The sequence below is a fragment of the Pseudomonas sp. GM18 genome (assembly GCF_000282195.1).
In the GTDB taxonomy this organism is placed as follows: domain Bacteria; phylum Pseudomonadota; class Gammaproteobacteria; order Pseudomonadales; family Pseudomonadaceae; genus Aquipseudomonas.
In genome coordinates this window covers 1-25631 of sequence record NZ_AKJT01000030.1, presented here as the reverse complement: position 1 = coordinate 25631, position 25631 = coordinate 1, and the positions used below count along the sequence as shown (strand labels likewise).

Genomic DNA, 25631 nt, shown 5'->3' with positions numbered 1-25631 from the left:
AACTCACCAATGGAAACGCAACTGCGGCGTCGGGGCTGGCGCTGGCGCTGCGGCCGGCGCCGAACCAGCAACCACGGGTTGAACAGGTGTCGGCGCCTGGCCGGCCGGAACTTCCTGCAATTGCGCCAGGGACAACTGAGCTCGCAGCTGATCGGCGCTGCCGTTGACGCGATAAAGCACGCGGTCGCCATCAACACTTTGCAGACGCGCGCCAAAAGGCTCCAGCAAACGCCCGAGCGTCGCATAACGTTCCAGATTCATGCCTTGCACTTCCAACAATTGCTCGCCCGATGCACCCGGCTTGGCGACGAAACGCGACGCCAGACGCTCGCTGACCGCCAGCATCACCGCATCGGCCACGGCGGCGGTATCAGCGCCCTGCACGCTACCGGCCTCTTTCTGATCGCCCAGCCACAGTCGCCACTTGGCTTGCCATTGCCCCCCTTCTTCACGGGCATGCACCGCCAGCAAGGCATCGGCATTGTAACGGTCGGAGGCACTGCGCAGCGGCGCAGGGTCGGCACCTTCCAGATTCGGTGCCGTGGCGACGATCTGTTCATTCAGGTCAGCCAGCGGCAAACGCAGCGGCAGACCACGGTGCTGAGCCGCCCGACGCAGGGGCGCAGCGCTGGCCTGACCATCACCGACCAGGCTCGAACCTTCGGCGGAATCGCTCAGCCACCAGCCGAGGATCGATGGCCGATTGGCACCCCACACGGCCAACCCGGCACGACGCAAGGCCTGCTCGGTGGTGGTCGGATCGAAATCGACTTTCAGCACTTGCGGCGGCCCGGCGTCATAGCCGAACTGACTGATGATCTGCTGAGGGTCTTTACGCACGGCCGCAAGGCCTGGGCTTTGCGCCGCCCTGGGATCGCCGGTCAAGCGCAACACCAGCGTTTCCAGCGCCTGCTGAGTCGCCTGATCGCGCTCCTCCGGTGTCTGGCCGGTGACCGGCTGGCGCACTTGATAGAGGCCTTTGACGGTTTCGGCATGGCTGGTCAGGCTGATCACGGATAAACAGCCCACGAACAAGAATTTAAGAAAACGCATGAAAGATTCCTGACGACAAGAGCGGCTGGAACAGACCGCATGAAGACGATTGAGCCAGGGCTGTGACCACACGCCCAAGCAAAACATTCACACGATCACGGTAAGTTTTCGCACTGTCATAACGATAGACGGTTAACGTCGTACCTTATACAGCCATGTGGGACGCCGCCAACACGGGCAATATCAGTTTTTTTAACGCGATATGCCCCTGCCCGTCGGCACGAGGATGGCCGCTGCCCCTCAAGCCTGATAAAATCGCGCGCCTTCGCAGACCGGCAACAGCCGGGCACCCTGAAATTCGCGTACGGCAATTGCCCTTCGCCAGCTTCAGTGGCCCCACTGGACTCGGTCGTTACCCCTGAATCCCCCCTAAAGGCCTGGATCATGAGCAAGCAACCCTCCCTGAGCTACAAGGACGCCGGTGTAGACATCGACGCCGGTGAAGCATTGGTCGAACGCATCAAGAGCGTCGCCAAGCGCACTGCGCGCCCGGAAGTCATGGGCGGCCTGGGCGGTTTCGGCGCCCTCTGCGAAATCCCGGCCGGTTACAAACAACCGGTGCTGGTCTCGGGTACTGACGGCGTCGGCACCAAGCTGCGCCTGGCGCTGAACCTGAACAAGCACGACAGCATCGGCATCGACCTGGTGGCCATGTGCGTGAACGACCTGGTGGTATGCGGCGCCGAGCCGCTGTTCTTCCTCGACTACTACGCCACCGGCAAACTGAACGTCGACACCGCTGCTCAGGTTGTGACCGGCATCGGCGCCGGCTGCGAACTGTCCGGCTGCTCCCTGGTCGGCGGCGAAACCGCTGAAATGCCTGGCATGTACGAAGGCGAAGACTACGACCTGGCCGGCTTCTGCGTCGGCGTCGTGGAAAAATCCGAAATCATCGATGGTTCGAAAGTCGCTGCCGGCGATGCCCTGCTCGCCCTGCCGTCTTCCGGCCCGCACTCCAACGGCTACTCGCTGATCCGCAAGATCATCGAAGTGTCGGGCTCCGACATCGAGAACATCCAGCTCGACGGCAAACCGCTGACCGACCTGCTGATGGCCCCGACCCGTATCTACGTGAAGCCGCTGCTCAAGCTGATCAAGGACACTGGCGCCGTCAAAGCCATGGCCCACATCACCGGTGGCGGCCTGCTGGACAACATCCCGCGCGTACTGCCAAAGGGCGCTCAAGCGGTGGTTGACGTCGCGAGCTGGACCCGCCCGGCGGTGTTCGACTGGCTGCAAGAGAAAGGCAACGTCGACGAAACCGAAATGCACCGCGTGCTGAACTGCGGCGTCGGCATGGTCATCTGCGTAGCCCAAGAGCACGTTGAAACCGCGCTGAATGTCCTGCGTGAAGCTGGCGAGCAGCCATGGGTCATCGGTCAGATCGCCACCGCTGCCGAAGGCGCGGCCCAGGTTGAACTGAAGAACCTCAAGGCTCATTAATGTCCGTCACCTGTGATGTGGTGGTGCTGCTGTCCGGCACCGGCAGTAACTTGCAGGCCTTGATCGACAGCACGCGGACCGGCGATAGCCCGGCCCGCATTGCTGCGGTGATTTCCAACCGCGCCGATGCCTACGGCCTGCAACGCGCCAGGGACGCGGGTATCGACACCCGCACCCTGGATCACAAGGCTTTCGAGGGCCGCGAGGCCTTCGATGCCGCGCTGATCGAACTGATCGACGCCTTCAACCCCAAACTCGTGGTACTGGCCGGCTTCATGCGCATTCTCAGCGCTGGCTTCGTGCGCCATTACCAGGGTCGCCTGCTCAATATCCATCCCTCGCTGCTGCCCAAATACAAAGGGTTACACACTCATCAGCGCGCGCTGGAGGCCGGCGATACGGAACACGGCTGCTCCGTGCACTTCGTCACCGAGGAACTCGATGGCGGACCACTGGTCGTACAGGCAGTAATACCGGTAGAGTTGCACGATTCGCCGCAGAGTCTGGCGCAGCGAGTCCACACCCAGGAACACCTGATCTACCCGATGGCCGTACGCTGGTTTGCCGAAGGCCGTTTATCACTCGGCGAACAAGGTGCTTTACTGGACGGACAGTTACTCGCGGCCAGCGGCCACTTGATTCGAACCTAGGAGATTTTATGCGTCGTGCCCTGCTCTTCGCTTGCGCTCTGCTCGCCCTGCCGTTTGCGCAGGCCGCGGACCTTCAACCCTTCTCCGCCAGCTACACCGCCGACTGGAAGCAACTGCCCATGAGCGGCACCGCCGAACGCAGCCTGACCAAGGAAGCCAACGGCGTCTGGAAACTCAGCTTCAAGGCGTCGATGATGATCGCCAGCCTGACTGAAGAAAGCACCCTGACCCTGGACAAGGACACACTGCTTCCGCAGTCCTACCACTTCGAACGCGGTGGCCTGGGCAAAGCCAAGAAAGCTGATCTGGACTTCGACTGGACCAACAAGATGGTCACCGGCACCGATCGCGGTGACGCCGTCAAGCTCCCGCTCAACCGCGGCATGGTCGACAAGTCCACCTATCAACTGGCGCTGCAGCATGACGTGGCCGCCGGCAAGAAAAGCATGAGCTATCAGGTCGTCGATGCCGGCGAAGTCGATACCTATGACTTCCGCGTGCTGGGTTCGGAGAAAGTCGATACCAAGGCAGGCCAGATCGATGCGGTCAAGGTCGAGCGCGTGCGCGATCCGACACAAAGCAAGCGCATCACCGTGCTGTGGTTCGCCAAGGATTGGGATTACCTGCTGGTCCGTCTGCAACAGGTCGAAACCGACGGCAAGGAGTACAACATCATGCTCCTCGACGGTACGGTCAACGGCAAGACGGTCAAAGGCAGCTGATCCGGACCGACATGAAAGCCCCGCAAACGCGGGGCTTTTTTTCGTCTGGCGTTTCGTTGGGCGGGAGCGATCAGGCACGGCAAAGCGTTGCTGATCAACGGACGGTCACCCTGGAACACCATAAAACGCCAAAGGATTCAAAAAGTGGAACGCCCGACTTGAGGAATGCTCTATAAATTCAGGGTCTTTTTTGATCGAATGACTTTTTCCTGATCCCTGCGAGGTTTCCCATGACTGTTACCGTCAATACTGTTTCCGCCGAAGGTTTTCGTCACAGTGTCCAGATCGATGACCATGAACTGTTTGCCGATGTCCCCAAATCCAGTGGTGGTGAAGGCACCGCACCTGAGCCTCATGACTATTTCGACGCAGCCCTCGGCGCCTGCAAGGCCCTGACCCTGAAACTGTACGCGAAGAAGAAGGGAATCCCACTGACCGGCGTCGGGGTCGAGGTCAAGCGCGACAACAGTGAAGAGCAAAAAGGCAAATATGCCCTGCACGTCAAACTCACGCTCAAGGGCGTACTCACCGACGCCCAGCGCGACGAGCTACACCGCGTGGCCGACCGCTGCCCGGTACACAAGCTGATGACCACCTCTGAAGTCAGCATCGAGACTCATCTGTCCGAAGGCGCCTTCAGCCAATAGCGGCAACGGCTACGCAAGCGGGTTATGCTCCCTGCGTCACCCGCTCAGCCTGGAATGCACCATGAACACTCCGCTCGTGATCCGTCCTCGCGCCGAAGATGTCGAAGGCCAGCCGATCCTTCGCCCTTTGCCGTCAGCCAAATGCCGCAACGTCGGGCCTTTCGTGTTTTTCGACCACATGCTCGAAACCCGTTATCCACCGGGCAAAGGCATGAACATCCGTCAGCATCCGCACATCGGCCTGTCCACCCTCACCTACCTGTTCGAAGGGCAAATCCAGCACAAGGACAGCCTCGGTTCCGATCAGGTGGTGAATGCCGGCGATGTCAGCTGGATGACCGCCGGCAGTGGGATTGCCCATGTCGAACGCACGCCCGAAGCATTGAGAGACAGCGGCGGGACGATGCACGGCTTACAGATCTGGCTGGCGTCGCCCAAAGACCATGAGCACGGTCCAGGACACTACAGCCACCATCCAGCGGCCACGCTGCCGGTCAGTGAAAACCTTGGCGTGAAGATACGGATGATCGCCGGGACGGGCTTTTGCCTCGAATCGCCGGTCCCGGTGCTTTCTCCTACGCTGTATGTCGAATTGAACCTGCAAACAGCGACCACGCTGCTGATTCCCACCGAGCATGAAGAACGGGCGCTGTATGTGTTGAGCGGTGAGGCGCAGCTTGATGGCGAGCTGCTGGAGCCCTACACGTTAGTGGTGCTGCCGGCCGGGGAAGAGATGACGCTGTTCGCCGAAAGCGACTGCCATGCCGTGCTGTTTGGCGGAGCGCCACTGGATGGGCCACGACGGATCAACTGGAACTTCGTGGCCAGCGATCCGGCATTGATTGATGAAGCACGTCGGCGCTGGGCGGCCGGGGATTGGCCGACGGTGCCAGGGGAAAGTGAGCGGATTGAGTTGCCTTAATTAAAAGATCGCAGCCTCGTTTCACTCGACAGCTCCTACATCGGCTGATCGTTCCCACGCTCTGCGTGGGAATGCCTCTGGGGACGCTCCGCGTCCAGTGACGCGGAGCGTCACGGGCTGCATTCCCACGCAGAGCGTAGGAACGATCAGTGTCAGGCAGCCATCAGCCTTAAAACACTTCATCCAGCAAGTTATGCATCGACGTGAACGCGCGAGCCGCGGTTTTCGCGTCATACATCATAGTGCCCGGCACGTTGGCATGCGGGTCGGTAAACGAATGCACCGCGCCGCCATAGCTCAGCAATTGCCAATCCACACCAGCGGCATTCATTTCAGCTTCGAACGCCGGCAGTTGCTCTTTCGGCACCAACGGATCGGCAGCGCCATGCAGCACCAGCACCGAACCCTTGATGCTTTTCGCATCGTTCACGTTCGGCGTATCCAGCGTGCCGTGGAACGACACCGCCGCTTTCACCGGCGCACCGGTACGCGCCAGCTCCAGCGCGCAGCACCCACCGAAGCAAAAACCGAAGGTCGCCAGTTTTGAGGTATCGACCGCCGCCTCGCCCTGCCCTTGCAACTGCTCGAATGCAGCCTGCATGCGTTTGCGCAGCAAGGCCCGATCATTCTTCAACGGCATCATCGCCGCGCCTGCCTCGTCGCCGTTCTGCGGACGAACCGATTGGCCGTACAGGTCGGCGATCAGCACCACATAGCCCTTGGACGCCACGGATTTGGCAATCTCCTCGGCACCGGCGCTGACGCCCATCCAGTTCGGCGCCATCAACAGACCCGGACGCGGGCCTTTATGGTCGGCATCGAAGGCCAGACGGCTTTCATACGATTGGCCGTCGATCTGATAGGCGACGGATCGAACAGTGATTTGACTCATGACTGACTCCCAGTAAAAAAGCACCAGAATGAAAAAACCCGCCGAAGCGGGTTTTTATACAACGTGGTTAAACCGACAGTTCAACCAGCAGCTTGTTCAGGCGGCGCACATAAGCCGCCGGGTCTTTCAAGCTGTCGCCGGCCGCCAGGGCCGCCTGATCGAACAGAATGTGCGACAGGTCGCCGAAGCGCTCGTCGCTCTGCTCGTTGTCGAGTTTCTCGATCAGCGGGTGAGCCGGGTTGAATTCGAAGATCGGTTTCGAATCCGGAACCTTCTGACCGCTGGCTTCCAGGATCTGACGCATTTGCAGGCCCAGGTCTTGCTCGCCGATGGCCAGAATCGCCGGAGAATCGGTCAGGCGGTGGGAAACCCGCACTTCAGCAACGGACTCACCCAAAGCGGTCTTGAGACGCTCAACCAGGCCTTCTTTGGACTTGGCGACTTCTTCCGCGGCTTTCTTGTCTTCTTCCGAATCCAGGTTGCCGAGGTCCAGGTCACCGCGTGCCACGTCGACAAAGCTCTTGCCGTCGAAGTCGTTGAGGTAGCTCATCAGCCACTCGTCGATACGGTCGGTCAGCAGCAGCACTTCGATGCCTTTCTTGCGGAAGACTTCCAGGTGCGGGCTGTTTTTGACTTGCGCGTAGGTTTCGCCGGTCAGGTAGTAGATCTTGTCCTGACCTTCCTTGGCACGGGCCAGGTAGTCGGCCAGGCCTACAACCTGCTCGCCGTCGTCGCCCTGAGTGGACGCGAAACGCAGCAGGCCGGCAATTTTTTCTTTGTTGGCGAAGTCTTCTGCCGGGCCTTCTTTCATGACCTGACCGAAGTTCTTCCAGAAACCTTTGTATTGCTCAGGCTCGTTCTTCGCCAGTTTTTCCAGCATGTCCAGAACGCGCTTGGTCAGCGCCGATTTCATGGAGTCGATGATCGGGTCTTTCTGCAGGATTTCCCGCGACACGTTCAGCGACAGGTCGTTGGAATCGACCACGCCTTTGATGAAGCGCAGGTACAGCGGCAGGAACGACTCGGCCTGATCCATGACGAACACGCGCTGCACGTACAGCTTCAGGCCTTTCGGCGCTTCACGCTGGTACAGGTCGAACGGAGCACGGGTCGGCACATAAAGCAGCGAGGTGTACTCGAGCTTGCCTTCGACCTTGTTGTGGCTCCAGCTCAGCGGATTCTCGAAATCGTGAGCGACGTGCTTGTAGAACTCCTGGTATTCCTCGTCCTTCACTTCAGTACGAGGGCGAGTCCACAGGGCGCTGGCGCGGTTGACGGTTTCCCATTCAATGGCCGGCTGCTCTTCGCCTTCAACGGCTGCCACTTCTTTCGGCAACTCGATCGGCAAAGCGATGTGGTCGGAATACTTCTTGATGATGTTGCGCAGACGCCAGCCATCGGCGAACTCGTCTTCACCGGACTTCAGGTGCAGAACGATGCGAGTGCCGCGCTCGGGTTTATCAACGGTGGCAACTTCAAAATCGCCTTCGCCCTTGGACGACCAGTGCACGCCTTCGCTGGTAGCAGCACCGGCACGGCGGCTGAATACGTCAACTTTATCGGCGACGATGAACGCCGAGTAGAAACCGACACCGAATTGACCGATCAGGTGCGAGTCTTTTTTCTGATCGCCAGACAGGTGCTTCATGAAATCGGCAGTGCCGGACTTGGCGATAGTGCCCAGGTGAGTGACCGCATCTTCACGGCTCATGCCAATGCCGTTGTCTTCGAGGGTGACGGTTTTAGCGTCCTTGTCGAAGCTCACGCGGATTTTCAGTTCAGCGCCGCCTTCCAGCAACTCAGGCTTGGCCAGCGCTTCAAAACGTAATTTATCGACAGCGTCAGAGGCGTTCGAGATCAATTCGCGAAGGAAGATTTCCTTGTTGGAATACAGCGAATGGATCATGAGGTGCAGCAGCTGCTTCACCTCGGTCTGGAAGCCCAGGGTTTCCTTTTGAGTTTCCACACTCATGGTCATCAAACTCCAATCAGATGGCAGTGGCCGCGACCTTGAGGGTCGGCGGCGGGTTGTCCTCAGAGTTGGGGGCTGAGATCAGGATTTCAAGGGCTCTTCGATTTTGAAGTGCGCCCGGGCTGTGGCAATGGGCTCGGCTTCAGTGCTTTGCCAGGCGGTAATCGCCACGTTTGCCACCCGCCGCCCCTGGCGACAAACCTGGCATCGGGCCCAGGTATCGCGAAACTGCCCTGCGCGCAGGTAGTCGAGGGAAAAGTCGATAATCTTCGGCACACCGGGCGAGCCGGTGAAAATCAACAGGTGCAGCGCCGCCGAGAGTTCCATGAACCCGGCAATCACCCCGCCATGAATCGCCGGCAGTAAAGGGTTACCAATGTTGTCCTTGTTGGCCGGCAGACGAAACAGCAGCTCATCTCCTACCCGCGAACATTCGACGCCGATCAGCTCGGCGTAAGGAATCAGCTGCAGCAGCGAGGCGTAGTCCCCCTGCGCATGGGCCTGTTGAAGCTGTTCCTTGAACGTGTCGGTCATTTCGCACCTCCAGCAATCACACCGCCAAAGCTTTTAGTACCTTTGACGCCCTTGCCCATGCGCATGAAGGTGCCCACCACGTGGGCGATGGGCTGTTCGGGGTCGTCCTGATAGGCAAAACCGCGCGCGAAGATCACATCAGTGGTCACTCGGTAGCATTGGGCGAAGCCAAACACTTCCTTGTGCGGCTCGGCGGCGTGCATGTAGTCGATGCGCAAGTCGAGCGTCGGGCAGACTTCGAACTCAGGCAGCACGCAGAGGGTGGCCATGCCGCAGGCGGTATCCATCAGCGAGGTCAGCGCACCGCCATGAATCACCCCGGTTTGCGGGTTACCGACGATCCGTGGGCTGTACGGCAGAATCACCGTCAGCCCTTCGCTGCTGGCGCTGTGAACGCGCATGCCAAGTACCTGACAATGGCGCAACGCCGACAGGAATCGTGTCGCACGCTCAAAAACGGGGTTTTCGGCCATTTGATAAAACTCTTCTTAGTGTCCGGACAAAGTAGCAGGCTAGTGGGCAAAAGTTCCCTTAAAAAACAAACATATATATCTGTGTGATTTGAGGAACTTAACCCTGATCGCTGTGCTCGAAAGGCCAGTAGATATTTTCCATCAGGAGAAACACCCCATGCGTAAGACTTTAGCTATTGCCTTGATGTTGACCGCTTCCCTCGGTCTCGCCGCCTGCGGTAAAAAACCCGAGGACAAAGCTCAAGATGCCACCAAACAAACCGAGCAAGTTCAGGAAAAAATGAGCGAAGCTCAGGATAAAGTGAACGAAGCAGCAAAAGAAAACGCCGAAGCTGCCAAAGCTCAGGTCGAATCGAACGCAGCAGCGGCAAAAGAAGCCGCTCCGGCAGCGCCTACAGAAGCACCTAAAAACTAAAACAGTTTTTAGCGTGATAAAAGAAAACCCGCCATGTGCGGGTTTTCTTTTGCCTGTTACTTGGTGCATTAGAGCAAAACGGTTCTAAAAGTCGGACTAATCATCAGCAACAACGAACACACTAAACCCAGGAACCACACCAGACTGCGCTGCCAGGCAAATACTCATCAAGCCGCCTCTTTGTTCAGCTCAGGCAATGGCGCCTCTGTAGGTGTATAGACCATTACGTCAAGAACGTCGGAGTGAAACTCGCGGCGATACAATACAAACACAACACCGGCGCTCATCAACATGAACAACCAGGGGCTGACAAACCACGCCAGCATGGTCATGCCGAAGTAATAGGAACGCAGACCGAAGTTGAATTGGTTGGCCGCCATGGAGATGACACGGGCGGCTCGGGAAGCAAAGGCTTTACGTTCTTGCTCGGACACATGCCGCTCACCGATCATCGGCGCCGAGCCCACGAGAATGGCTGCAAAGTTGTACTGACGCATGCACCAGCTGAACGTAAAGAACGCATAGACAAACACCAGCGCCAGGCACAACAACTTGATTTCCGACATGCCTTGGGAAGCCTGTTGCACCATCGGGATATCCGCCAGCAACGACACGGCTCTTTCGGATGCACCCAACACCGTGAGAATACCGGCCAGGATAATCAACGTGCTGGAAGCGAAGAACGAGGCGTTGCGCTCCAGGTTACCGATCACGCTGGCATCGGCGATGCGGTTGTCGCGCAACAGCATGCGGCGCATCCAGTCTTCGCGATATAGGTGCAGCACACTGGCCAGGCACGCGGTATCACGGCCCTTCCATGTCGCGTAGCGGGTGTAGCCACCCCAGCAGACGACAAACCAGAGCGCGGCGAGGATGTGGATCAGATTGGCGTGGATGAACGACATGCAGTTCCTTGTGATGTGTAGACGGTGACAGTGTTTCGACGTTACCTCAGAGAAAAAGACACCGCATCCCGCCGATAAAAAATGCCCCGTATCGATTGATACGGGGCATTTCTGTTGATGCTCAAGGCCCGCTTGTGACGGGCCATCAAGCGGCTTAAGCCAGCGCTTCTTCGCGCTTGCCCAGCAGACGGTCGCAAACCACGGCGAGCACCAGGGTCATGACCGACGGCACCAGCCACGCCAGGCCCTGCTCGCTCAGGGGCAGGTGAGCCAGTTGAGACGGCATCCAGTCGGCCAGACCGGCGCCTTTGAGGGCGTCGATCATGCCGAAGATGAACGACACCAGCATCACCGGACCGACGATGCGGCCTTGCTCATGCCAGAAGTCCTTGCAGAAGCTCAGGGCCACCAGAGCGATGCATGGCGGGTAGATAGCGGTCAGCACCGGGATCGAGAACGCGATCAGCTTGGTGAGGCCCAGGTTAGACACCAGCAGGGAGAACGCAGCCAGAATGATCACCAGCGTCTTGTAGGACAGTGGCAGCACACGGCTGAAGTATTCGGCACAGGCGCAAGTCAGACCGACCGCGGTCACCAGGCAGGCCAGGGAGATCAGCACCGCGAGGAAGCCACTGCCCAGGGAACCGAAGGTGTGCTGCACGTAGGCGTGCAATACCGCCGCGCCGTTGGTGGCACCGGCGGCCACTTCATGGCTGCCCGAACCGAGACGGAACAAGCTGACGTAAACCAGCGCCAGACCGACACCGGCAATCAGCCCGGCAATGATCGCGTAACGGGTGATCAACACCGGCGATTCGACGCCACGGGAGCGGATCGCGTTGACGATGACAATGCCGAATACCAGCGCGCCCAGGGTATCCATGGTCAGGTAACCATTGATGAAGCCCTGGGAGAACGGTGCCGCCACGTATTCAGGGGTGGCCACGCCGATATCGCCGGCTGGCAATGCGAACGCTGCGATGCCGAGAACGGCCAGGGCGATGATCTTCAGCGGTGCGAGGAACCGTCCTACGGTGTCCAGCAGACGGCCCGGATAGAGCGAGATGAAGAACACCAGCAGGAAGTACACCGAGCTATAGAGAAACAGCGCCAGCGGGCTCTCGCCGGTCAGCGGCGCCAGACCCACTTCGAACGACACGGTCGCGGTACGCGGTGTCGCGAACAACGGGCCGACAGCGAGGTAGCACGCGGCTGCCAGCAGGCCACCGGCGATTTTACCGATCGGGCTGCTCAAGGCATCCATTGCACCGCCGACCTTGGCCAGGGCGACAACGGTGATCACCGGCAGACCGACCGCGGTGATCAGGAAACCCAGCGCCGCCATCCAGACATTAGGCCCGGACTGCAAACCGACGATAGGCGGGAAGATGATGTTGCCAGCCCCGACGAACAGGGCAAATGTCATGAAGCCCAACGCCAGGATGTCCTGGCCTTTCAACACTTTCATTAAGGAAATACCACACTACTGAATCGGAATTTAGAGAGGGATTTCCCTTATGGGTGAGGGAAATGCTGTCGATCCGTATAGGACTGACCCGTTTAGCGCGCCGCTGCCTTGTGGGCCGCAGACGCAAAAATGGCGGCTAGCGTAACGAATTTGCCTGACAAACGCACTATTACAGGGCGAACTATCCGATACACGACATTTCAATGTCGCGTTTTTGCATGTAAATGGTGGACGACTGCAAGCCGTGGAAACGACAAAGGCCACCCGAAGGTGGCCTTTGTTTGTGGAGCGTCAGTTAAGCGCGCGGCTTACTTGACGGCCCAGCCAGTCAGCTCGGCCAGGGCCTTGCCGATGTCTGCCAGCGAACGCACGGTTTTAACGCCTGCGTCTTGCAGAGCAGCGAATTTCTCGTCTGCAGTGCCTTTGCCGCCAGAGATGATTGCGCCAGCATGGCCCATGCGCTTGCCCGGAGGAGCAGTCACACCAGCGATGTAGGAAACAACCGGCTTGGTCACGTGTGCCTTGATGTAGGCAGCCGCTTCTTCTTCAGCCGAACCGCCGATCTCGCCGATCATCACGATCGCTTCGGTCTTCGGGTCTTCCTGGAACAGCTTCAGGATGTCGATGAAGTTCGAACCCGGGATCGGGTCACCACCGATGCCGACGCAAGTCGACTGACCGAAACCGGCGTCAGTAGTCTGCTTCACAGCTTCGTAGGTCAGGGTGCCGGAACGGGAAACGATACCGACCTTGCCTGGCAAGTGAATGTGACCTGGCATGATGCCGATCTTGCATTCGCCTGGAGTGATCACGCCTGGGCAGTTAGGACCGATCAGGACTACGCCCAGCTCGTCGCACTTGACCTTGGCATCCAGCATGTCCAGGGTAGGAATGCCTTCAGTGATGCAAACGATCAGCTTGATGCCGCCGAAGGCTGCTTCCAGGATGGAGTCCTTGCAGAAAGGAGCTGGAACGTAGATCACGCTGGCGGTGGCGCCAGTGGCAGCTACAGCGTCTTTCACGGTGTTGAACACTGGCAGACCCAGGTGCTCGGTGCCGCCTTTGCCCGGAGTTACGCCACCCACCATCTTGGTGCCGTATTCGATGGCTTGCTGGGTGTGGAAACTACCTTGCGAACCGGTAATGCCCTGGCAGATAACTTTGGTGTCTTTATTGATCAGGACGCTCATTATTTGCCCTCCGCAGCTTTGACAACTTGTTGAGCAGCGTCGGTCAGGCTGGTAGCAGCGATGATGTTCAAACCGCTTTCTGCCAGTACTTTAGCGCCCAGCTCAGCGTTGTTGCCTTCAAGGCGAACAACAACCGGGATTTTCACGCCGACTTCTTTCACAGCGCCGATGATGCCTTCGGCAATCATGTCGCAACGAACGATGCCGCCGAAGATGTTAACCAGTACTGCAGCGACGTTGGTGTCGGACAGAATGATCTTGAACGCTTCGGTCACGCGTTCTTTGGTAGCACCGCCGCCCACGTCGAGGAAGTTGGCTGGTTTGCCGCCATGCAGGTTGACGATGTCCATGGTACCCATGGCCAGGCCAGCACCGTTGACCATGCAACCGATGTTGCCTTCCAGTGCTACGTAGTTCAGTTCGAACTTGGCAGCGTGCGCTTCGCGCGGATCGTCTTGCGACGGATCGTGGAAAGTCTTCAGCTTAGGCTGACGGTACATGGCGTTGGCGTCGATGTTGATCTTGGCATCGAGGCAATGCAGATCGCCGTCAGCCTTGATCACCAGCGGGTTCACTTCCAGCAGAGCCAGGTCGTGATCCTTGAACAGCTTGGCCAGACCTACGAAGATCTTGGCGAACTGAGCAACTTGCTTGCCTTCCAGACCCAGCTGGAATGCCAGCTCGCGACCCTGGAATGGCTGAGCGCCAACCAGTGGATCGATAGTGGCCTTGAGGATTTTCTCAGGGGTGTCGTGAGCGATTTTCTCGATGTCCACGCCACCTTCAGTGGAAGCCATGAACACGATGCGACGGCTCGAACGGTCAACGACAGCGCCCAGGTACAGCTCTTTAGCGATATCAGTGCACGATTCAACCAGGATCTTGGTGACTGGCTGACCATTGGCGTCAGTCTGGTAAGTCACCAGACGCTTGCCCAGCCACTGCTGTGCAAATGCTTTAGCGTCTTCTTTGCTGCGAACCAGCTTTACGCCGCCCGCTTTACCGCGACCACCGGCGTGAACCTGGGCTTTGACAACCCATTCGCTGCCGCCGATTTTGTCGCAAGCTTCTGCTGCTGCTTCCGGGGTGTCTACCGCGTAACCGGTGGATACTGGCAGGCCGTACTCAGCGAACAGCTGCTTACCCTGATACTCGTGAAGATTCATGCTTATTACCGTCTTCGTTAGGTACTGCGCATTCGGTGCTGCACTCATTCAAGTGCCGCACCACCTGTGACTGCTGCTTGCGTAACCTTTCCGGGTACCCGGTGCAGCTACGCAAGACTGCGTCCAGCGGACATTCCGCGGTGAGTCTTGCTCGCAAGGCTCACGACGGGCCGTACCGCCGTGGTTTCTTATTATCCGCTTAGCGTTTCTTGCGGTTGGCGATGTGGATGGCGCCGCCATTCACTGCCAACGCTGCTTCGTGCAAGGCTTCAGACAGGGTCGGATGGGAGAAAACCATCATGCCCAGGTCTTCAGCGCTGGTGCCGAATTCCATGCCGATCGCGCCCTGCTGAACCAGTTCTGCAGCGCTCGGGCCAATCACGTGGACGCCCAATACGCGGTCAGTCTTGGCATCAGCGATGACCTTGACGAAACCACCGGTATCGTTGGCGGCCATGGCACGGCCAGAGGCTGCGAACGGGAAGGTGCCGACGTTAACTTCTACGCCTTCAGCTTTCAAGGCCTGCTCGGTTTTACCGACCCACGCGATTTCCGGGTGAGTATAAATAACCGAAGGGATCAGGTCATAGTTCATCTGGGCTTTATGGCCCTTGATGCGCTCGACAACCATGATGCCCTCTTCCGAGGCTTTGTGAGCCAGCATCATGCCGCGAACCACGTCACCGATGGCGTAAACGCCCGGTACGGTGGTGGCGCAGTGATCGTCAACGTGCACGAAACCGCGCTCGTCCAGGGTCACGCCGCAATCGGCAGCCAGCAGATCGGTGGTCACCGGACGGCGACCAACGGCTACGATCAGCTTGTCGAAAGTGATGTTCTGTTCGCCGTTGGCATCGGTGTAGTTCACAACGACTTCGTCGCCGTTCACTTTGGAACCGGTCACGCGAGCGCCCAGCTTGATGTCCAGACCCTGCTTGGTCAGGGTTTTCAGCGCTTCCTTGGAAACAGCGGTGTCCGCTGCCATCAGGAAGGTATCCAGTGCTTCGAGAACGGTGACTTCGGCGCCCAGACGGGACCATACCGAACCCAGTTCCAGACCGATAACACCAGCGCCGATCACACCCAGGCGTTTTGGTACGGATTGGAATTCCAGAGCGCCAGTCGAATCGACGATCACATTCTGGTCGACCGGAGCCGGTGGAATGTCGATCGGACGCGAGCCCGGAGCCAGGATGACGTTTTCGGCTTCGATGATTTCAACCGAACCGTCAGGCTTGGTGACTTCGACTTTCTTGCCGGCCAGCAGTTTGCCGTGGCCCTGGATCGAAGTGACGCCGTTAGCCTTGAACAGGGTCGCAACACCGGAGGTCAGGCCTTTGACGATGTTGGCTTTACGGCCGACCATTGCTGGCACGTCCATGGTCACGCCAGCGTGGTTGATACCGTGGATCGCGAAGCCGTCTTGCGCTTCGTGAAACTTCCAGGAGCTGTCCAGCAGCGCCTTGGATGGAATGCAGCCGACGTTCAGGCAAGTACCGCCGAGGGCCAGTTTGCCTTCCTTGTCGGTGTATTTCTCGATGCAGGCAGTGGTGAGGCCCAGTTGCGCTGCTTTAATGGCAGCCACGTAGCCGCCAGGGCCCGCACCAATCACTACCACGTCGAATTTCTGAGTCATGTGTCATTCCTTCTCGAATCAAACCGGACGGCCCCTTTTGAGGACCGTCGTGGGACGAAGCTGGTCATTACAGAAGGGCCGTCCATCATTGAACGGCCCGTGCAACGAAATCAGATATCCAGCAGCAAACGAGCCGGGTCTTCCAGCAGGTTCTTGATGGTCACCAGGAAGGTCACAGCTTCTTTGCCATCGATCAGACGGTGATCGTAGGACAGCGCCAGGTACATCATCGGACGGATAACCACCTGACCGTTGATCGCCATAGGACGCTGGATGATGTTGTGCATACCCAGAATCGCAGCCTGCGGCGGGTTGACGATCGGAGTCGACATCATCGAACCGAAAGTACCGCCGTTGGTGATGGTGAACGTGCCGCCGGTCATTTCTTCCATCGACAGTTTGCCGTCACGGGCTTTCTTGCCGAAGGTAGCGATGCCGCCTTCGATTTCAGCCAGGCTCATCAGTTCGGCGTTACGCAGAACCGGTACAACCAGACCGCGGTCGCTGGAAACAGCCACACCAACGTCGGCGTAGCCGTGGTAAACGATGTCGGCACCGTCGATCGACGCGTTGACAGCCGGGAAGCGTTTCAGCGCTTCGGTGGCCGCTTTCACGAAGAACGACATGAAGCCCAGGCGTACACCATTGTGGCTCTTCTCAAAGAGATCCTTGTACTTCGAACGCAGAGCCATGACTTCGGTCATGTCGACTTCGTTGAAAGTGGTCAGCATGGCCATGTTCGATTGAGCTTCAACCAGACGCTCGGCAACCTTGGCACGCAGACGGGTCATCGGAACGCGTTTTTCTACGCGGTCGCCAGCAGCGAATACCGGAGCCGAAGCAGCCGGTGCAGCAGCCTTGGCAGGTGCAGCAGCCGGAGCGGCTTTCTTGGCGGCAACAGCTGCTACCACGTCTTCCTTGGTCACACGACCGCCTTTGCCGGTGCCGGCAACGGAAGCGATGTTGATGCCGTTCTCTTCAGCCAGCTTGCGAGCAGCCGGTGCAGCAACAGGATCGTCTTCGCCTGCTTCGGCAGGAGCAGCGGCAGCAGCGGCAGGTGCAGCAGCGGCGGCTGGAGCGGCAGCAGCACCGCCCTCACCGATCGAGCCCAGAACTTCGTCGGACAGAACGGTGTCGCCTTCGTTCTTGACGATCGCGCCCAGCACGCCATCAGCGGTGGCCAGAACTTCCAGTACGACTTTGTCGGTTTCAATGTCGACGATCAGTTCGTCACGCTTGACGGCGTCGCCCGGTTTTTTGTGCCAGGTGGCAACGGTGCCATCGGCAACCGATTCCGGGAAAGTGGGGGCTTTGATTTCGATAGCCATTATCTGTGGGTCCTTAAATTCGGTTTCAGGTGCGCGAAGGCGTTAAACAGTGAAAGCATCTTGCAGCAGTTGTTCCTGCTGCTCGGCGTGCATCGAAGCGTAACCGCAAGCAGGTGCGGCAGACGCCTCACGACCAGCGTATTCCAGGACCAGGCCTTGTTTATGGTTGGTCAGGCTGCGACGCATGTGATGCTGGCTGCTGTACCAGGCGCCCTGGTTCATCGGCTCTTCCTGGCACCAGACCACGTTTTCGAGGTTGGTGTAAGGGGCGAGCGTCTCCATCAGGTCGTCCTCAGGGAACGGATACAGCTGCTCGATACGCACGATGGCGATGTCTTCACGACCTTCGGCACGGCGTTTTTCCAGCAGGTCATAGTAGACCTTGCCGCTGCACAGGATCATGCGAGTGACCTTTTTCGGATCAAGCGCATCGATTTCCGGGATAACGGTCTGGAACGAACCTTCGGCCAGATCTTCCAGGGTCGAGATGGCCAGCTTGTGACGCAGCAACGACTTCGGAGTCAGGACTACCAACGGTTTGCGCAGCGGGCGAATCACCTGACGACGCAGCAAGTGGTAGATCTGGGCCGGCGTAGTCGGCACGGCTACCTGAATGTTGTGCTCGGCGCACAGCTGCAGGTAACGCTCCAGACGAGCCGAGGAGTGCTCAGGACCCTGACCTTCATAACCGTGCGGCAGCAGCATGGTCAGACCGCACAGACGGCCCCACTTGTGCTCGCCACTGGTGATGAACTGGTCGATAACCACTTGGGCACCGTTGGCGAAGTCGCCGAACTGGGCTTCCCAGATAACCAGAGCGTTTGGCTCGGTGGTCGAATAACCGTATTCGAACGCCAGGACCGCTTCTTCGGACAGGAACGAATCGTACAGGTCGAAACGTGGCTGACCCTTGTACAGGTTTTGCAGCGGGATATAGGTACCCGCGTCTTTCTGGTTGTGCAAGACAGCGTGACGGTGCGAGAACGTACCGCGACCGATGTCCTGACCCGTCATGCGAATCGGGTGACCTTCGAACGCCAGGGTCGCGTACGCCATGGTTTCGGCGTAACCCCAGTTGATCGGCAGGCCGCCGGCTTGCATCTTCTGACGGTCTTCGTAGATTTTCGAGACCTGGCGCTGAACCACGAAGCCTTCCGGAATTTCCAGCAGCTTGGCGGACAGTTCCTGCAAGGTTTTCAGATCGAAGCGAGTGTCGTGACGCGCGGTCCAGGCGTGGCCCAGATACGGACGCCAGTCCACGAACAACTCTTTGTTCGGTTCTTTGACCAGGCTTTTTACAACATGCAGACCGTTGTCCAGCGCATTGCGGTATTCGTCGACTTTCGCCTGAACACGCTCTGCGTCCAGTACACCGCTCTGGGTCAGACGATCGGCATACAGCTCACGGGTGGTGCGCTGTTTGGTGATCTGCTGATACATCAGAGGCTGGGTACCGCTAGGCTCGTCGGCCTCGTTGTGGCCGCGACGACGATAGCAGACCAGGTCGATCACCACGTCACGCTTGAACTGCATGCGGTAGTCGATGGCCAGCTGGGTCACGAACAACACGGCTTCCGGATCATCACCATTCACATGGAGGATCGGGGCCTGGATCATCTTCGCAACGTCGGTCGCGTACTCGGTGGAGCGCGAGTCCAGCGGGTTGCTGATGGTGAAACCGACCTGGTTGTTGATCACGATGTGCACGGTGCCGCCGGTCTTGAAACCGCGGGTCTGCGACATCTGGAAGGTTTCCATGACCACGCCCTGACCGGCGAATGCCGCGTCACCGTGGATGGAGATCGGCAGAACCTTTTCACCGGTAGGATCGTTACGACGATCCTGACGGGCACGGACCGAACCTTCGACCACTGGAGAAACGATTTCCAGGTGAGACGGGTTGAAAGCCATGGCCAGGTGAACTTCACCGCCGGTGGTCATGACGTTGGACGAGAAGCCCTGGTGATATTTAACGTCACCGGAACCCAGTTCGACCTTCTTCTTGCCTTCGAACTCGTCGAACAGCTCGCGCGGGTTCTTGCCAAAGGTGTTGACCAGCACGTTCAGACGACCACGGTGGGCCATGCCGATGACGATTTCCTTGGTGCCGTAGGAACCGGAACGCTGGATCAGCTCGTCGAGCATCGGAATCAGGCTCTCGCCGCCTTCCAGACCGAAACGCTTGGTACCCGGGTACTTGGTCCCGAGGTATTTTTCAAGACCTTCGCCGGCGGTGACGCGCTCGAGCAGGTGACTCTTGATGTCGGCGGAGTACGTCGGACGGCCGCGCACGCTTTCCAGACGCTGCTGGAACCACTGGCGCTGCTCGGAATCGGTGATATGCGTAAATTCAGCGCCGATGGTGCGGCAATATGTCTGCTGCAACGCTTCGTGAATTTCGCGTAGGCTCGCCTCCTCTTTGCCGATGAACAGGTCGCCGGCACGGAAGGTCGTATCAAGATCGGCATTGGTCAAGCCGTAATGATTGATTGACAGGTCTGCAGGTGCAGGACGCTGCCACAGCCCCAGCGGGTCAAGCTGGGCTGCCTGGTGGCCACGCATACGGTAGGCCTGGATCAATCGCAGCACTTCAACTTGCTTCTTCTCGTGCTCACTGCTCACGCTGCCGGCGGAAACCGGTTGGGCGCGGCGCTGGTTCTTTGCCAGCAAGACGAAATGATCGCGAATTGTGGAGTGCGAAACATCGGTGGCAGTGTTGCCATCAGCAGGCAACTTCTGGAAGTAGGTGCGCCACTCTTCTGGCACAGCGTTAGGGTCGTGCAGGTAGAGCTCGTAGAGCTCTTCCACATAGGCAGCGTTACTACCGGAAAGGTAGGCGCTGTTCCACATGCGCTGCATCACGCTTTCTTGCATGCTTGGTCACCCTCGGTTAGGGGAACACCACCGGCGTCGACACCGAGCAAACTTGCAGAAGTCCGAATGCAGCGACTAAAACAAGCCACTTAGGATCACGCTGATAGTCCGGGTACCAGCCCGGATGCCCCTGCTTGTCTCATTTCTTCAAAATAAGAGCCGCAGCCTTATGGGCTGCTGCTCAGGTTAAAACTACGGCGCCGGTTGAAGCCTGCGCCGCAGCATCTACGGGTACAGCGGTTCTACGGGTACAGCAGCTGAATCACACGCCGCTTTGCAGCAGCATGTTACGGATGTGACCGATGGCCTTAGTCGGGTTCAGGCCTTTCGGACAAACGTTGACGCAGTTCATGATGCCCCGGCAGCGGAATACGCTGAACGGGTCATCCAGCGAAGCCAGACGCTCGGACGTCTTGGTGTCGCGGCTGTCTGCCAGGAAGCGGTACGCTTGCAGCAGGGCAGCCGGGCCCAGGAACTTGTCCGGGTTCCACCAGAAGGATGGGCACGAAGTCGAGCAGCAAGCGCACAGGATGCACTCGTACAGACCGTCGAGCTTTTCACGCTCTTCCGGGGACTGCAGACGCTCGATGGCCGGAGCCGGCGTGTCGTTCTGCAGGTATGGCTTAACCTTTTCGTATTGCTTGTAGAAGATGCTCATATCGACGACCAGGTCACGGATAACCGGCAAACCTGGCAGAGGACGAACGATCAGCTTGTTACCTTTTACGACAGCAGACAGCGGCGTGATGCACGCCAGACCGTTTTTGCCGTTGATGTTCATGCCGTCGGAACCGCAAACACCTTCACGGCAAGAGCGACGATAGGAGAAACCTTCGTCCTGCTCTTTGATCAGGGCCAGCACGTCCAGCACCATCAGGTCTTTACCACCGGTATCAACCTGGAATTCCTGCATGAACGGCGCAGCGTCCTGATCAGGGTTGTAACGATAAACACTGACTTTCAACATGGCGGCCACCCTTAATAAGTCCGAATCTTAGGTTCAAAAGTCGGAACAGTCTTCGGCGAGAAGTTCACTGCACGCTTGGCAACGCGCTTCTCACCCGGGAAGTACAGGGTGTGGCACAGCCAGTTTTCATCGTCACGATCTTCGAAGTCTTCACGGGCGTGAGCACCGCGGGACTCTTTACGCACTTCTGCAGCGATGGCGGTAGCTTCGGCCACTTCCAGCAGGTTCTGCAGTTCCAGCGCTTCGATACGCGCGGTGTTGAACGCCTGGCTCTTGTCGTTGATCTTGACGTTGGCGATACGGCCACGCAGATCAGCCAGTTGAGCAATACCCTTCTGCATGTATTCGCCGGTACGGAATACACCGAAGTAGTTCTGCATGCAGCTTTGCAGCTCGCGACGCAGGGTTGCCACGTCTTCACCATCGGTACGCTCGTTCAGAGCGGACAGGCGCGACAGGGCCGCATTGATGTCGGCATCGGTGGCGTCGTCGTATTCGATACCGTCGGTCAGCGCTTTTTCCAGGTGCAGACCGGCCGCACGACCGAAGACCACCAGGTCGAGCAACGAGTTGCCGCCCAGACGGTTGGCACCGTGAACCGATACGCAAGCCACTTCACCGACCGCGAACAGGCCCGGAATGATGGTGTCTTTGCCGTCGGCGTCCTGAGTGATCGCCTGGCCATGGATGTTGGTGGCAACGCCGCCCATCATATAGTGGCAGGTAGGAACAACCGGAACCGGAGCGACGACCGGGTCAACGTGTGCGAAAGTCTTCGACAGTTCGCAGATGCCTGGCAGACGGCTGTGCAGCACTTCCTCGCCCAAGTGGTCGAGTTTGAGCATCACGTGGTCGCCATTCGGACCGCAACCGTTGCCGGCGATGATTTCTTTAACCATCGAACGGGCAACCACGTCACGACCGGCAAGGTCTTTGGCGTTCGGAGCATAACGCTCCATGAAACGCTCGCCGTGCTTGTTGATCAGGTAACCACCTTCACCACGGCAACCTTCGGTAACCAGTACACCGGCGCCGGCGATGCCGGTCGGGTGGAACTGCCACATTTCGATGTCTTGTACCGGTACGCCAGCACGCAGCGCCATGCCAACGCCGTCACCGGTGTTGATCAGGGCGTTGGTGGTCGAAGCGTAGATACGACCTGCACCGCCGGTCGCCAGCACGGTGGCTTTCGCGCGGATGTAGGTGGTTTCACCGGTTTCGATGCAGATCGCGATCACACCGACGAACTCGCCTTCGCCGTTCTTCACCAGATCGACAGCGTAGTACTCGTTCAGGAACACGGTACCGGCTTTCAGGTTGCCCTGATAAAGGGTGTGTAGCAGCGCGTGACCGGTGCGGTCGGAAGCGGCGCAAGTACGGGCAGCCTGCCCGCCTTTACCGTAATCCTTCGACTGACCGCCGAACGGACGCTGGTAGATACGACCTTGCTCGGTACGCGAGAACGGCATACCCATGTGGTCCAGCTCGTAAACGGCAGCCGGGCCTTCCTGACACATGTATTCGATAGCGTCCTGGTCACCGATGTAGTCGGAACCCTTGACGGTATCGTACATGTGCCAGCGCCAGTCATCGTTCGGGTCGGCAGACGCGATGGCGCAGGTGATGCCGCCCTGGGCCGATACGGTGTGCGAACGAGTCGGGAAAACCTTGGTGATCACGGCAGTCTTGTGACCGCCTTGTGCCAGTTGCAGCGCTGCGCGCATACCGGCACCGCCACCACCAATAATGATGGCATCGAAAGAAATCGTTGGAATGTTAGCCATGGATCAGATACCCCAGAGAATCTGCACACCCCAGACGAAGTAAGCGAACATTGCAACGCCGCATACTGCCTGGAAAAGGAAACGTACTGCAGTCGCGGACTTGCCCAGCGCCATCGGCGTCAGGTAGTCAGTCGCGATGGTCCACATGCCGACCCAGGCGTGAGCGCCCAGGGCCACAAGGGCCAGCAGACTGAAGATACGCATTCCGTTGTGGGCGAACAGGCCATGCCATTGGGCGTAGCCAATGCCAGGGTTCGCAGCGAGGTATCCGATCAGGAAAATGAAATAAGCCGCGAGAACAACCGCAGACACACGTTGCGCCATCCAGTCATAGAGGCCCGAACGCGAAAGGTTCGTAACGCTGGTTACCATATCCAAACTCCTGCCAGAACGATCAACACCACGGAAACGGCGATGATAATTTTCGAGCCCAGGCGGCCGCCTTCCAGCGTCTCACCGATGCCCATGTCCATGATCAAGTGGCGCACACCGGCTACCAGGTGATACAGAAGAGCGGACAGGAGGCCCCATGCTACGAACTTGGCCAGCGGACTGGTCAAGCATGCCTTCACCTCGGCAAAACCTTCCTCGGAACCCAGAGACTTGCCCAATGCATAAAGCATGAAGCCAAGGCCCAGGAAGAGGATGATGCCGGAAACACGGTGAAGAAACGACGTAACGCCGGTGATGGGGAGTTTGATGGTCCTTAGGTCTAGGTTTACAGGTCGTTGGCTTTTCACGGCTTTTTTTTCACACTGAAGAGCCCCTAACAATCAGGGCAAAGTTGTTGGGGAGTGCACTGGTCAGGTAACCACCACCCAGGGATGCGACCCCCAATAAAGCAGGCCCAAAAGCCCCTGGCGGTCGGTGGCCGAGTATAGACAGTTAGGCTACTAATGACAACGCGTTCACCTTCCCCTAATAGCGGATTGCACTAGCGGCATAAAAGGCGTAAACGGCAGGCAATTTCGAGAAAAAAGTCCGGTTAAAGCCTTCTGGAGCAAGACTTTAGGCAAATTGACATTCGAATTTATCTCACTATAGTGGTGCGGGCCCTGCGTGGGGGGTCTGTCTGATGATTTCAAGCATAAATAGGAGGCCACATGGCTGACAAAAAAGCGCAGTTGATCATCGAGGGCGCAGCCCCCGTCGAGCTGCCCATTTTAACCGGCACCGTTGGTCCCGATGTTATCGACGTTCGGGGCCTGACGGCCACGGGCCGTTTCACCTTTGACCCTGGTTTCATGTCGACCGCCTCCTGCGAGTCGAAGATCACCTACATCGACGGCGACAACGGTATTCTGCTGCACCGCGGCTACCCGATCGAACAGCTGGCTGAAAAGTCGGACTACCTGGAAACCTGCTACCTGCTGCTCAACGGCGAGCTGCCGACCGCAGAACAGAAGGCCCAGTTCGTCGGCACTGTGAAGAACCACACCATGGTCCACGAGCAGTTGAAGACCTTCTTCAACGGCTTCCGTCGCGACGCCCACCCGATGGCCGTCATGTGCGGCGTAGTTGGCGCCCTCTCGGCGTTCTACCACGACTCCCTCGACATCAATAACCCGCAGCATCGCGAAATCTCCGCGATCCGCCTGGTTGCCAAGATGCCGACCCTGGCTGCAATGGTTTACAAGTACTCCATGGGCCAACCCATGATGTACCCGCGCAACGACCTGTCGTATGCGGAAAACTTCCTGCACATGATGTTCAACACCCCGTGCGAGATCAAACCGATCAGCCCGGTACTCGCCAAGGCCATGGACCGGATCTTCATCCTCCATGCCGACCACGAGCAGAACGCATCGACCTCCACCGTACGCCTGGCCGGTTCGTCGGGTGCCAACCCGTTCGCCTGTATCGCCGCCGGTATCGCTGCACTGTGGGGCCCTGCCCACGGCGGTGCGAACGAAGCCGTGTTGACCATGCTCGATGAAATTGGCGATGTCTCGAACATCGACAAGTACATCGCCAAGGCCAAGGACAAGAACGATCCGTTCAAACTGATGGGCTTCGGTCACCGGGTTTACAAGAACCGCGACCCACGCGCTACCGTCATGAAACAGACCTGCGACGAAGTACTGAAGGAACTGGGCATCACCAACGATCCGCAACTCGAACTGGCCATGCGCCTGGAAGAGATCGCCCTGACCGACCCGTACTTCATCGAACGCTCGCTGTACCCGAACGTCGACTTCTACTCGGGGATCATCCTCAAGGCGATCGGCATTCCAACCAGCATGTTCACCGTGATCTTCGCCCTGGCGCGGACCGTCGGCTGGATCTCCCACTGGAAAGAAATGCTCTCCAGCCCGTACAAGATCGGCCGTCCGCGCCAGCTGTACACCGGCTACGAGTCGCGTGACATCACCAAACTTGAAGACCGCAAATAAGACCTGTCTTGCGATAGCGTCTTAAGTTGTACCGGGAACGGCCTCTATTTTTATAGAGGCCGTTTTTGTTTGTGCAGTAATGGCTGTTTGGGTCGGGGGCATATCCATTCCTGCGGTAACGGCTGCTGGCGGTTTCGCTCTTACAGCGAGTCACTTTGAAAAGCCCAAAGTAACCAAAGGCTCTTGCCCCTTTCGTT

At 58.4% G+C, this 25631-nt stretch carries 23 protein-coding genes and 1 pseudogene; 7 read left to right on the top strand and 17 right to left on the bottom strand.

Annotated features, from left to right (window positions below; genetic code table 11):
• Positions 1-3 precede the first annotated feature (3 nt).
• Positions 4-1053, bottom strand: coding sequence for a DUF2066 domain-containing protein (locus tag PMI21_RS20215; RefSeq protein WP_007936068.1), 1050 nt, complete (start codon positions 1051-1053; stop codon positions 4-6).
• Positions 1054-1437: 384 nt separating this feature from the next.
• Between PMI21_RS20215 and purM the strand changes: the two genes are divergently transcribed.
• The 5 genes from purM (at position 1438) to PMI21_RS20240 (ending at position 5437) form a co-directional block, all read left to right on the top strand.
• Positions 1438-2496: a phosphoribosylformylglycinamidine cyclo-ligase gene (gene purM / locus PMI21_RS20220; RefSeq protein ID WP_007936066.1), complete on the top strand. Its 1059-nt coding sequence runs from the start codon at positions 1438-1440 to the stop codon at positions 2494-2496.
• Entirely contained in the window at positions 2496-3146 is a 651-nt protein-coding gene (gene purN, locus PMI21_RS20225) for a phosphoribosylglycinamide formyltransferase (protein WP_007936065.1), read from the top strand. Before purM ends, purN begins: the two co-directional genes overlap by 1 nt.
• Before the next feature lie 8 nt (positions 3147-3154).
• The gene (locus tag PMI21_RS20230; protein ID WP_007936064.1) at positions 3155-3868 is read left to right on the top strand and encodes a DUF3108 domain-containing protein; all 714 of its coding nucleotides are present in this window, start codon (positions 3155-3157) and stop codon (positions 3866-3868) included.
• Between the two features lie 230 nt (positions 3869-4098).
• Complete coding sequence (locus PMI21_RS20235; protein ID WP_007936063.1) at positions 4099-4515, top strand: OsmC family protein; 417 nt, start codon at positions 4099-4101, stop codon at positions 4513-4515.
• A 61-nt stretch (positions 4516-4576) separates the two neighbouring features.
• Positions 4577-5437 carry a pirin family protein gene (locus tag PMI21_RS20240; protein WP_007936061.1) on the top strand — a complete coding sequence of 287 codons (861 nt, stop codon included), beginning with the start codon at positions 4577-4579 and terminating at the stop codon, positions 5435-5437.
• Between the two features lie 169 nt (positions 5438-5606).
• On the opposite strand, the gene PMI21_RS20245 is transcribed toward PMI21_RS20240, so the two are convergent.
• The 4 genes from PMI21_RS20245 to PMI21_RS20260 all read right to left on the bottom strand — a co-directional run bounded on the left by PMI21_RS20245 (position 5607) and on the right by PMI21_RS20260 (position 9308).
• On the bottom strand, positions 5607-6329 hold the full coding sequence (locus PMI21_RS20245; RefSeq protein WP_007936059.1) for a dienelactone hydrolase family protein: 723 nt from the start codon (positions 6327-6329) through the stop codon (positions 5607-5609).
• Between the two features lie 67 nt (positions 6330-6396).
• Positions 6397-8301, bottom strand: coding sequence for a molecular chaperone HtpG (htpG, locus tag PMI21_RS20250; RefSeq protein WP_007936057.1), 1905 nt, complete (start codon positions 8299-8301; stop codon positions 6397-6399).
• 81 nt (positions 8302-8382) lie between these two features.
• A complete protein-coding gene (locus tag PMI21_RS20255; RefSeq protein WP_007936055.1) occupies positions 8383-8835 on the bottom strand; it encodes a PaaI family thioesterase in 453 nt (150 codons plus the stop codon).
• Entirely contained in the window at positions 8832-9308 is a 477-nt protein-coding gene (locus tag PMI21_RS20260; RefSeq protein WP_007936052.1) for a PaaI family thioesterase, read from the bottom strand. Before PMI21_RS20260 ends, PMI21_RS20255 begins: the two co-directional genes overlap by 4 nt.
• A gap of 157 nt (positions 9309-9465) precedes the next feature.
• Here PMI21_RS20260 and PMI21_RS20265 point away from each other — a divergent pair, with 157 nt between their 5' ends.
• Positions 9466-9723 carry a hypothetical protein gene (locus PMI21_RS20265; protein WP_007936051.1) on the top strand — a complete coding sequence of 86 codons (258 nt, stop codon included), beginning with the start codon at positions 9466-9468 and terminating at the stop codon, positions 9721-9723.
• A gap of 68 nt (positions 9724-9791) precedes the next feature.
• Here the strand turns inward: PMI21_RS20265 and PMI21_RS29855 are convergent.
• From PMI21_RS29855 to sdhC, 12 genes and pseudogenes are all read right to left on the bottom strand, one after another.
• Positions 9792-9881 (bottom strand): annotated as a pseudogene (locus tag PMI21_RS29855) (MAPEG family protein); the annotation flags it as partial.
• Between the two features lie 9 nt (positions 9882-9890).
• Positions 9891-10628 (bottom strand): DUF599 domain-containing protein, encoded by a 738-nt coding sequence (locus PMI21_RS20270; RefSeq protein WP_007936050.1) that lies wholly within the window; start codon positions 10626-10628, stop codon positions 9891-9893.
• Positions 10629-10782: 154 nt separating this feature from the next.
• Positions 10783-12096, bottom strand: a complete 1314-nt coding sequence (brnQ, locus tag PMI21_RS20275; RefSeq protein WP_007936049.1) for a branched-chain amino acid transport system II carrier protein — start codon at positions 12094-12096, stop codon at positions 10783-10785.
• A gap of 308 nt (positions 12097-12404) precedes the next feature.
• Positions 12405-13286 (bottom strand): succinate--CoA ligase subunit alpha, encoded by an 882-nt coding sequence (gene sucD / locus PMI21_RS20280; protein WP_007919877.1) that lies wholly within the window; start codon positions 13284-13286, stop codon positions 12405-12407.
• Positions 13286-14452: an ADP-forming succinate--CoA ligase subunit beta gene (gene sucC / locus PMI21_RS20285; protein WP_007919879.1), complete on the bottom strand. Its 1167-nt coding sequence runs from the start codon at positions 14450-14452 to the stop codon at positions 13286-13288. Before sucC ends, sucD begins: the two co-directional genes overlap by 1 nt.
• A 199-nt stretch (positions 14453-14651) precedes the next feature.
• On the bottom strand, positions 14652-16088 hold the full coding sequence (lpdA, locus tag PMI21_RS20290) for a dihydrolipoyl dehydrogenase (protein WP_007936046.1): 1437 nt from the start codon (positions 16086-16088) through the stop codon (positions 14652-14654).
• Positions 16089-16198: 110 nt separating this feature from the next.
• On the bottom strand, positions 16199-17416 hold the full coding sequence (gene odhB / locus PMI21_RS20295; RefSeq protein ID WP_007936044.1) for a 2-oxoglutarate dehydrogenase complex dihydrolipoyllysine-residue succinyltransferase: 1218 nt from the start codon (positions 17414-17416) through the stop codon (positions 16199-16201).
• A gap of 42 nt (positions 17417-17458) precedes the next feature.
• The gene (locus tag PMI21_RS20300) at positions 17459-20290 is read right to left on the bottom strand and encodes a 2-oxoglutarate dehydrogenase E1 component (protein ID WP_007936042.1); all 2832 of its coding nucleotides are present in this window, start codon (positions 20288-20290) and stop codon (positions 17459-17461) included.
• Between the two features lie 262 nt (positions 20291-20552).
• A complete protein-coding gene (locus PMI21_RS20305) occupies positions 20553-21257 on the bottom strand; it encodes a succinate dehydrogenase iron-sulfur subunit (protein WP_007936040.1) in 705 nt (234 codons plus the stop codon).
• Between the two features lie 11 nt (positions 21258-21268).
• Positions 21269-23041 carry a succinate dehydrogenase flavoprotein subunit gene (gene sdhA, locus PMI21_RS20310; RefSeq protein ID WP_007936038.1) on the bottom strand — a complete coding sequence of 591 codons (1773 nt, stop codon included), beginning with the start codon at positions 23039-23041 and terminating at the stop codon, positions 21269-21271.
• Positions 23042-23044: 3 nt separating this feature from the next.
• Positions 23045-23413, bottom strand: coding sequence for a succinate dehydrogenase, hydrophobic membrane anchor protein (sdhD, locus tag PMI21_RS20315; RefSeq protein WP_003210573.1), 369 nt, complete (start codon positions 23411-23413; stop codon positions 23045-23047).
• Entirely contained in the window at positions 23407-23781 is a 375-nt protein-coding gene (gene sdhC / locus PMI21_RS0127985; RefSeq protein WP_015096190.1) for a succinate dehydrogenase, cytochrome b556 subunit, read from the bottom strand. The genes sdhD and sdhC overlap by 7 nt, the downstream gene beginning before the upstream one ends.
• A gap of 363 nt (positions 23782-24144) precedes the next feature.
• Between sdhC and gltA the strand changes: the two genes are divergently transcribed.
• A complete protein-coding gene (gene gltA / locus PMI21_RS20320; RefSeq protein ID WP_007936034.1) occupies positions 24145-25434 on the top strand; it encodes a citrate synthase in 1290 nt (429 codons plus the stop codon).
• The last annotated feature ends 197 nt before the right edge of the window (positions 25435-25631 follow it).

Excerpts from the sequence above, each read along its gene's own strand:
- sdhA (WP_007936038.1), bottom strand. The coding sequence starts at position 23,041 with ATGGCTAACATTCCAACGATTTCTTTCGATGCCATCATTATTGGTGGT.
- PMI21_RS20300 (WP_007936042.1), bottom strand. The coding sequence starts at position 20,290 with ATGCAAGAAAGCGTGATGCAGCGCATGTGGAACAGCGCCTACCTTTCC.
- sucC (WP_007919879.1), bottom strand. The coding sequence starts at position 14,452 with ATGAATCTTCACGAGTATCAGGGTAAGCAGCTGTTCGCTGAGTACGGC.
- sucD (WP_007919877.1), bottom strand. The coding sequence starts at position 13,286 with ATGAGCGTCCTGATCAATAAAGACACCAAAGTTATCTGCCAGGGCATT.
- gltA (WP_007936034.1), top strand. The coding sequence starts at position 24,145 with ATGGCTGACAAAAAAGCGCAGTTGATCATCGAGGGCGCAGCCCCCGTC.
- lpdA (WP_007936046.1), bottom strand. The coding sequence starts at position 16,088 with ATGACTCAGAAATTCGACGTGGTAGTGATTGGTGCGGGCCCTGGCGGC.
- PMI21_RS20265 (WP_007936051.1), top strand. The coding sequence starts at position 9,466 with ATGCGTAAGACTTTAGCTATTGCCTTGATGTTGACCGCTTCCCTCGGT.
- sdhD (WP_003210573.1), bottom strand. The coding sequence starts at position 23,413 with ATGGTAACCAGCGTTACGAACCTTTCGCGTTCGGGCCTCTATGACTGG.
- PMI21_RS20235 (WP_007936063.1), top strand. The coding sequence starts at position 4,099 with ATGACTGTTACCGTCAATACTGTTTCCGCCGAAGGTTTTCGTCACAGT.
- PMI21_RS20255 (WP_007936055.1), bottom strand. The coding sequence starts at position 8,835 with ATGACCGACACGTTCAAGGAACAGCTTCAACAGGCCCATGCGCAGGGG.
- htpG (WP_007936057.1), bottom strand. The coding sequence starts at position 8,301 with ATGAGTGTGGAAACTCAAAAGGAAACCCTGGGCTTCCAGACCGAGGTG.
- PMI21_RS20260 (WP_007936052.1), bottom strand. The coding sequence starts at position 9,308 with ATGGCCGAAAACCCCGTTTTTGAGCGTGCGACACGATTCCTGTCGGCG.
- PMI21_RS20215 (WP_007936068.1), bottom strand. The coding sequence starts at position 1,053 with ATGCGTTTTCTTAAATTCTTGTTCGTGGGCTGTTTATCCGTGATCAGC.
- odhB (WP_007936044.1), bottom strand. The coding sequence starts at position 17,416 with ATGGCTATCGAAATCAAAGCCCCCACTTTCCCGGAATCGGTTGCCGAT.
- PMI21_RS20230 (WP_007936064.1), top strand. The coding sequence starts at position 3,155 with ATGCGTCGTGCCCTGCTCTTCGCTTGCGCTCTGCTCGCCCTGCCGTTT.
- PMI21_RS20240 (WP_007936061.1), top strand. The coding sequence starts at position 4,577 with ATGAACACTCCGCTCGTGATCCGTCCTCGCGCCGAAGATGTCGAAGGC.
- PMI21_RS20245 (WP_007936059.1), bottom strand. The coding sequence starts at position 6,329 with ATGAGTCAAATCACTGTTCGATCCGTCGCCTATCAGATCGACGGCCAA.
- purN (WP_007936065.1), top strand. The coding sequence starts at position 2,496 with ATGTCCGTCACCTGTGATGTGGTGGTGCTGCTGTCCGGCACCGGCAGT.
- brnQ (WP_007936049.1), bottom strand. The coding sequence starts at position 12,096 with ATGAAAGTGTTGAAAGGCCAGGACATCCTGGCGTTGGGCTTCATGACA.
- PMI21_RS20305 (WP_007936040.1), bottom strand. The coding sequence starts at position 21,257 with ATGTTGAAAGTCAGTGTTTATCGTTACAACCCTGATCAGGACGCTGCG.
- purM (WP_007936066.1), top strand. The coding sequence starts at position 1,438 with ATGAGCAAGCAACCCTCCCTGAGCTACAAGGACGCCGGTGTAGACATC.
- PMI21_RS20270 (WP_007936050.1), bottom strand. The coding sequence starts at position 10,628 with ATGTCGTTCATCCACGCCAATCTGATCCACATCCTCGCCGCGCTCTGG.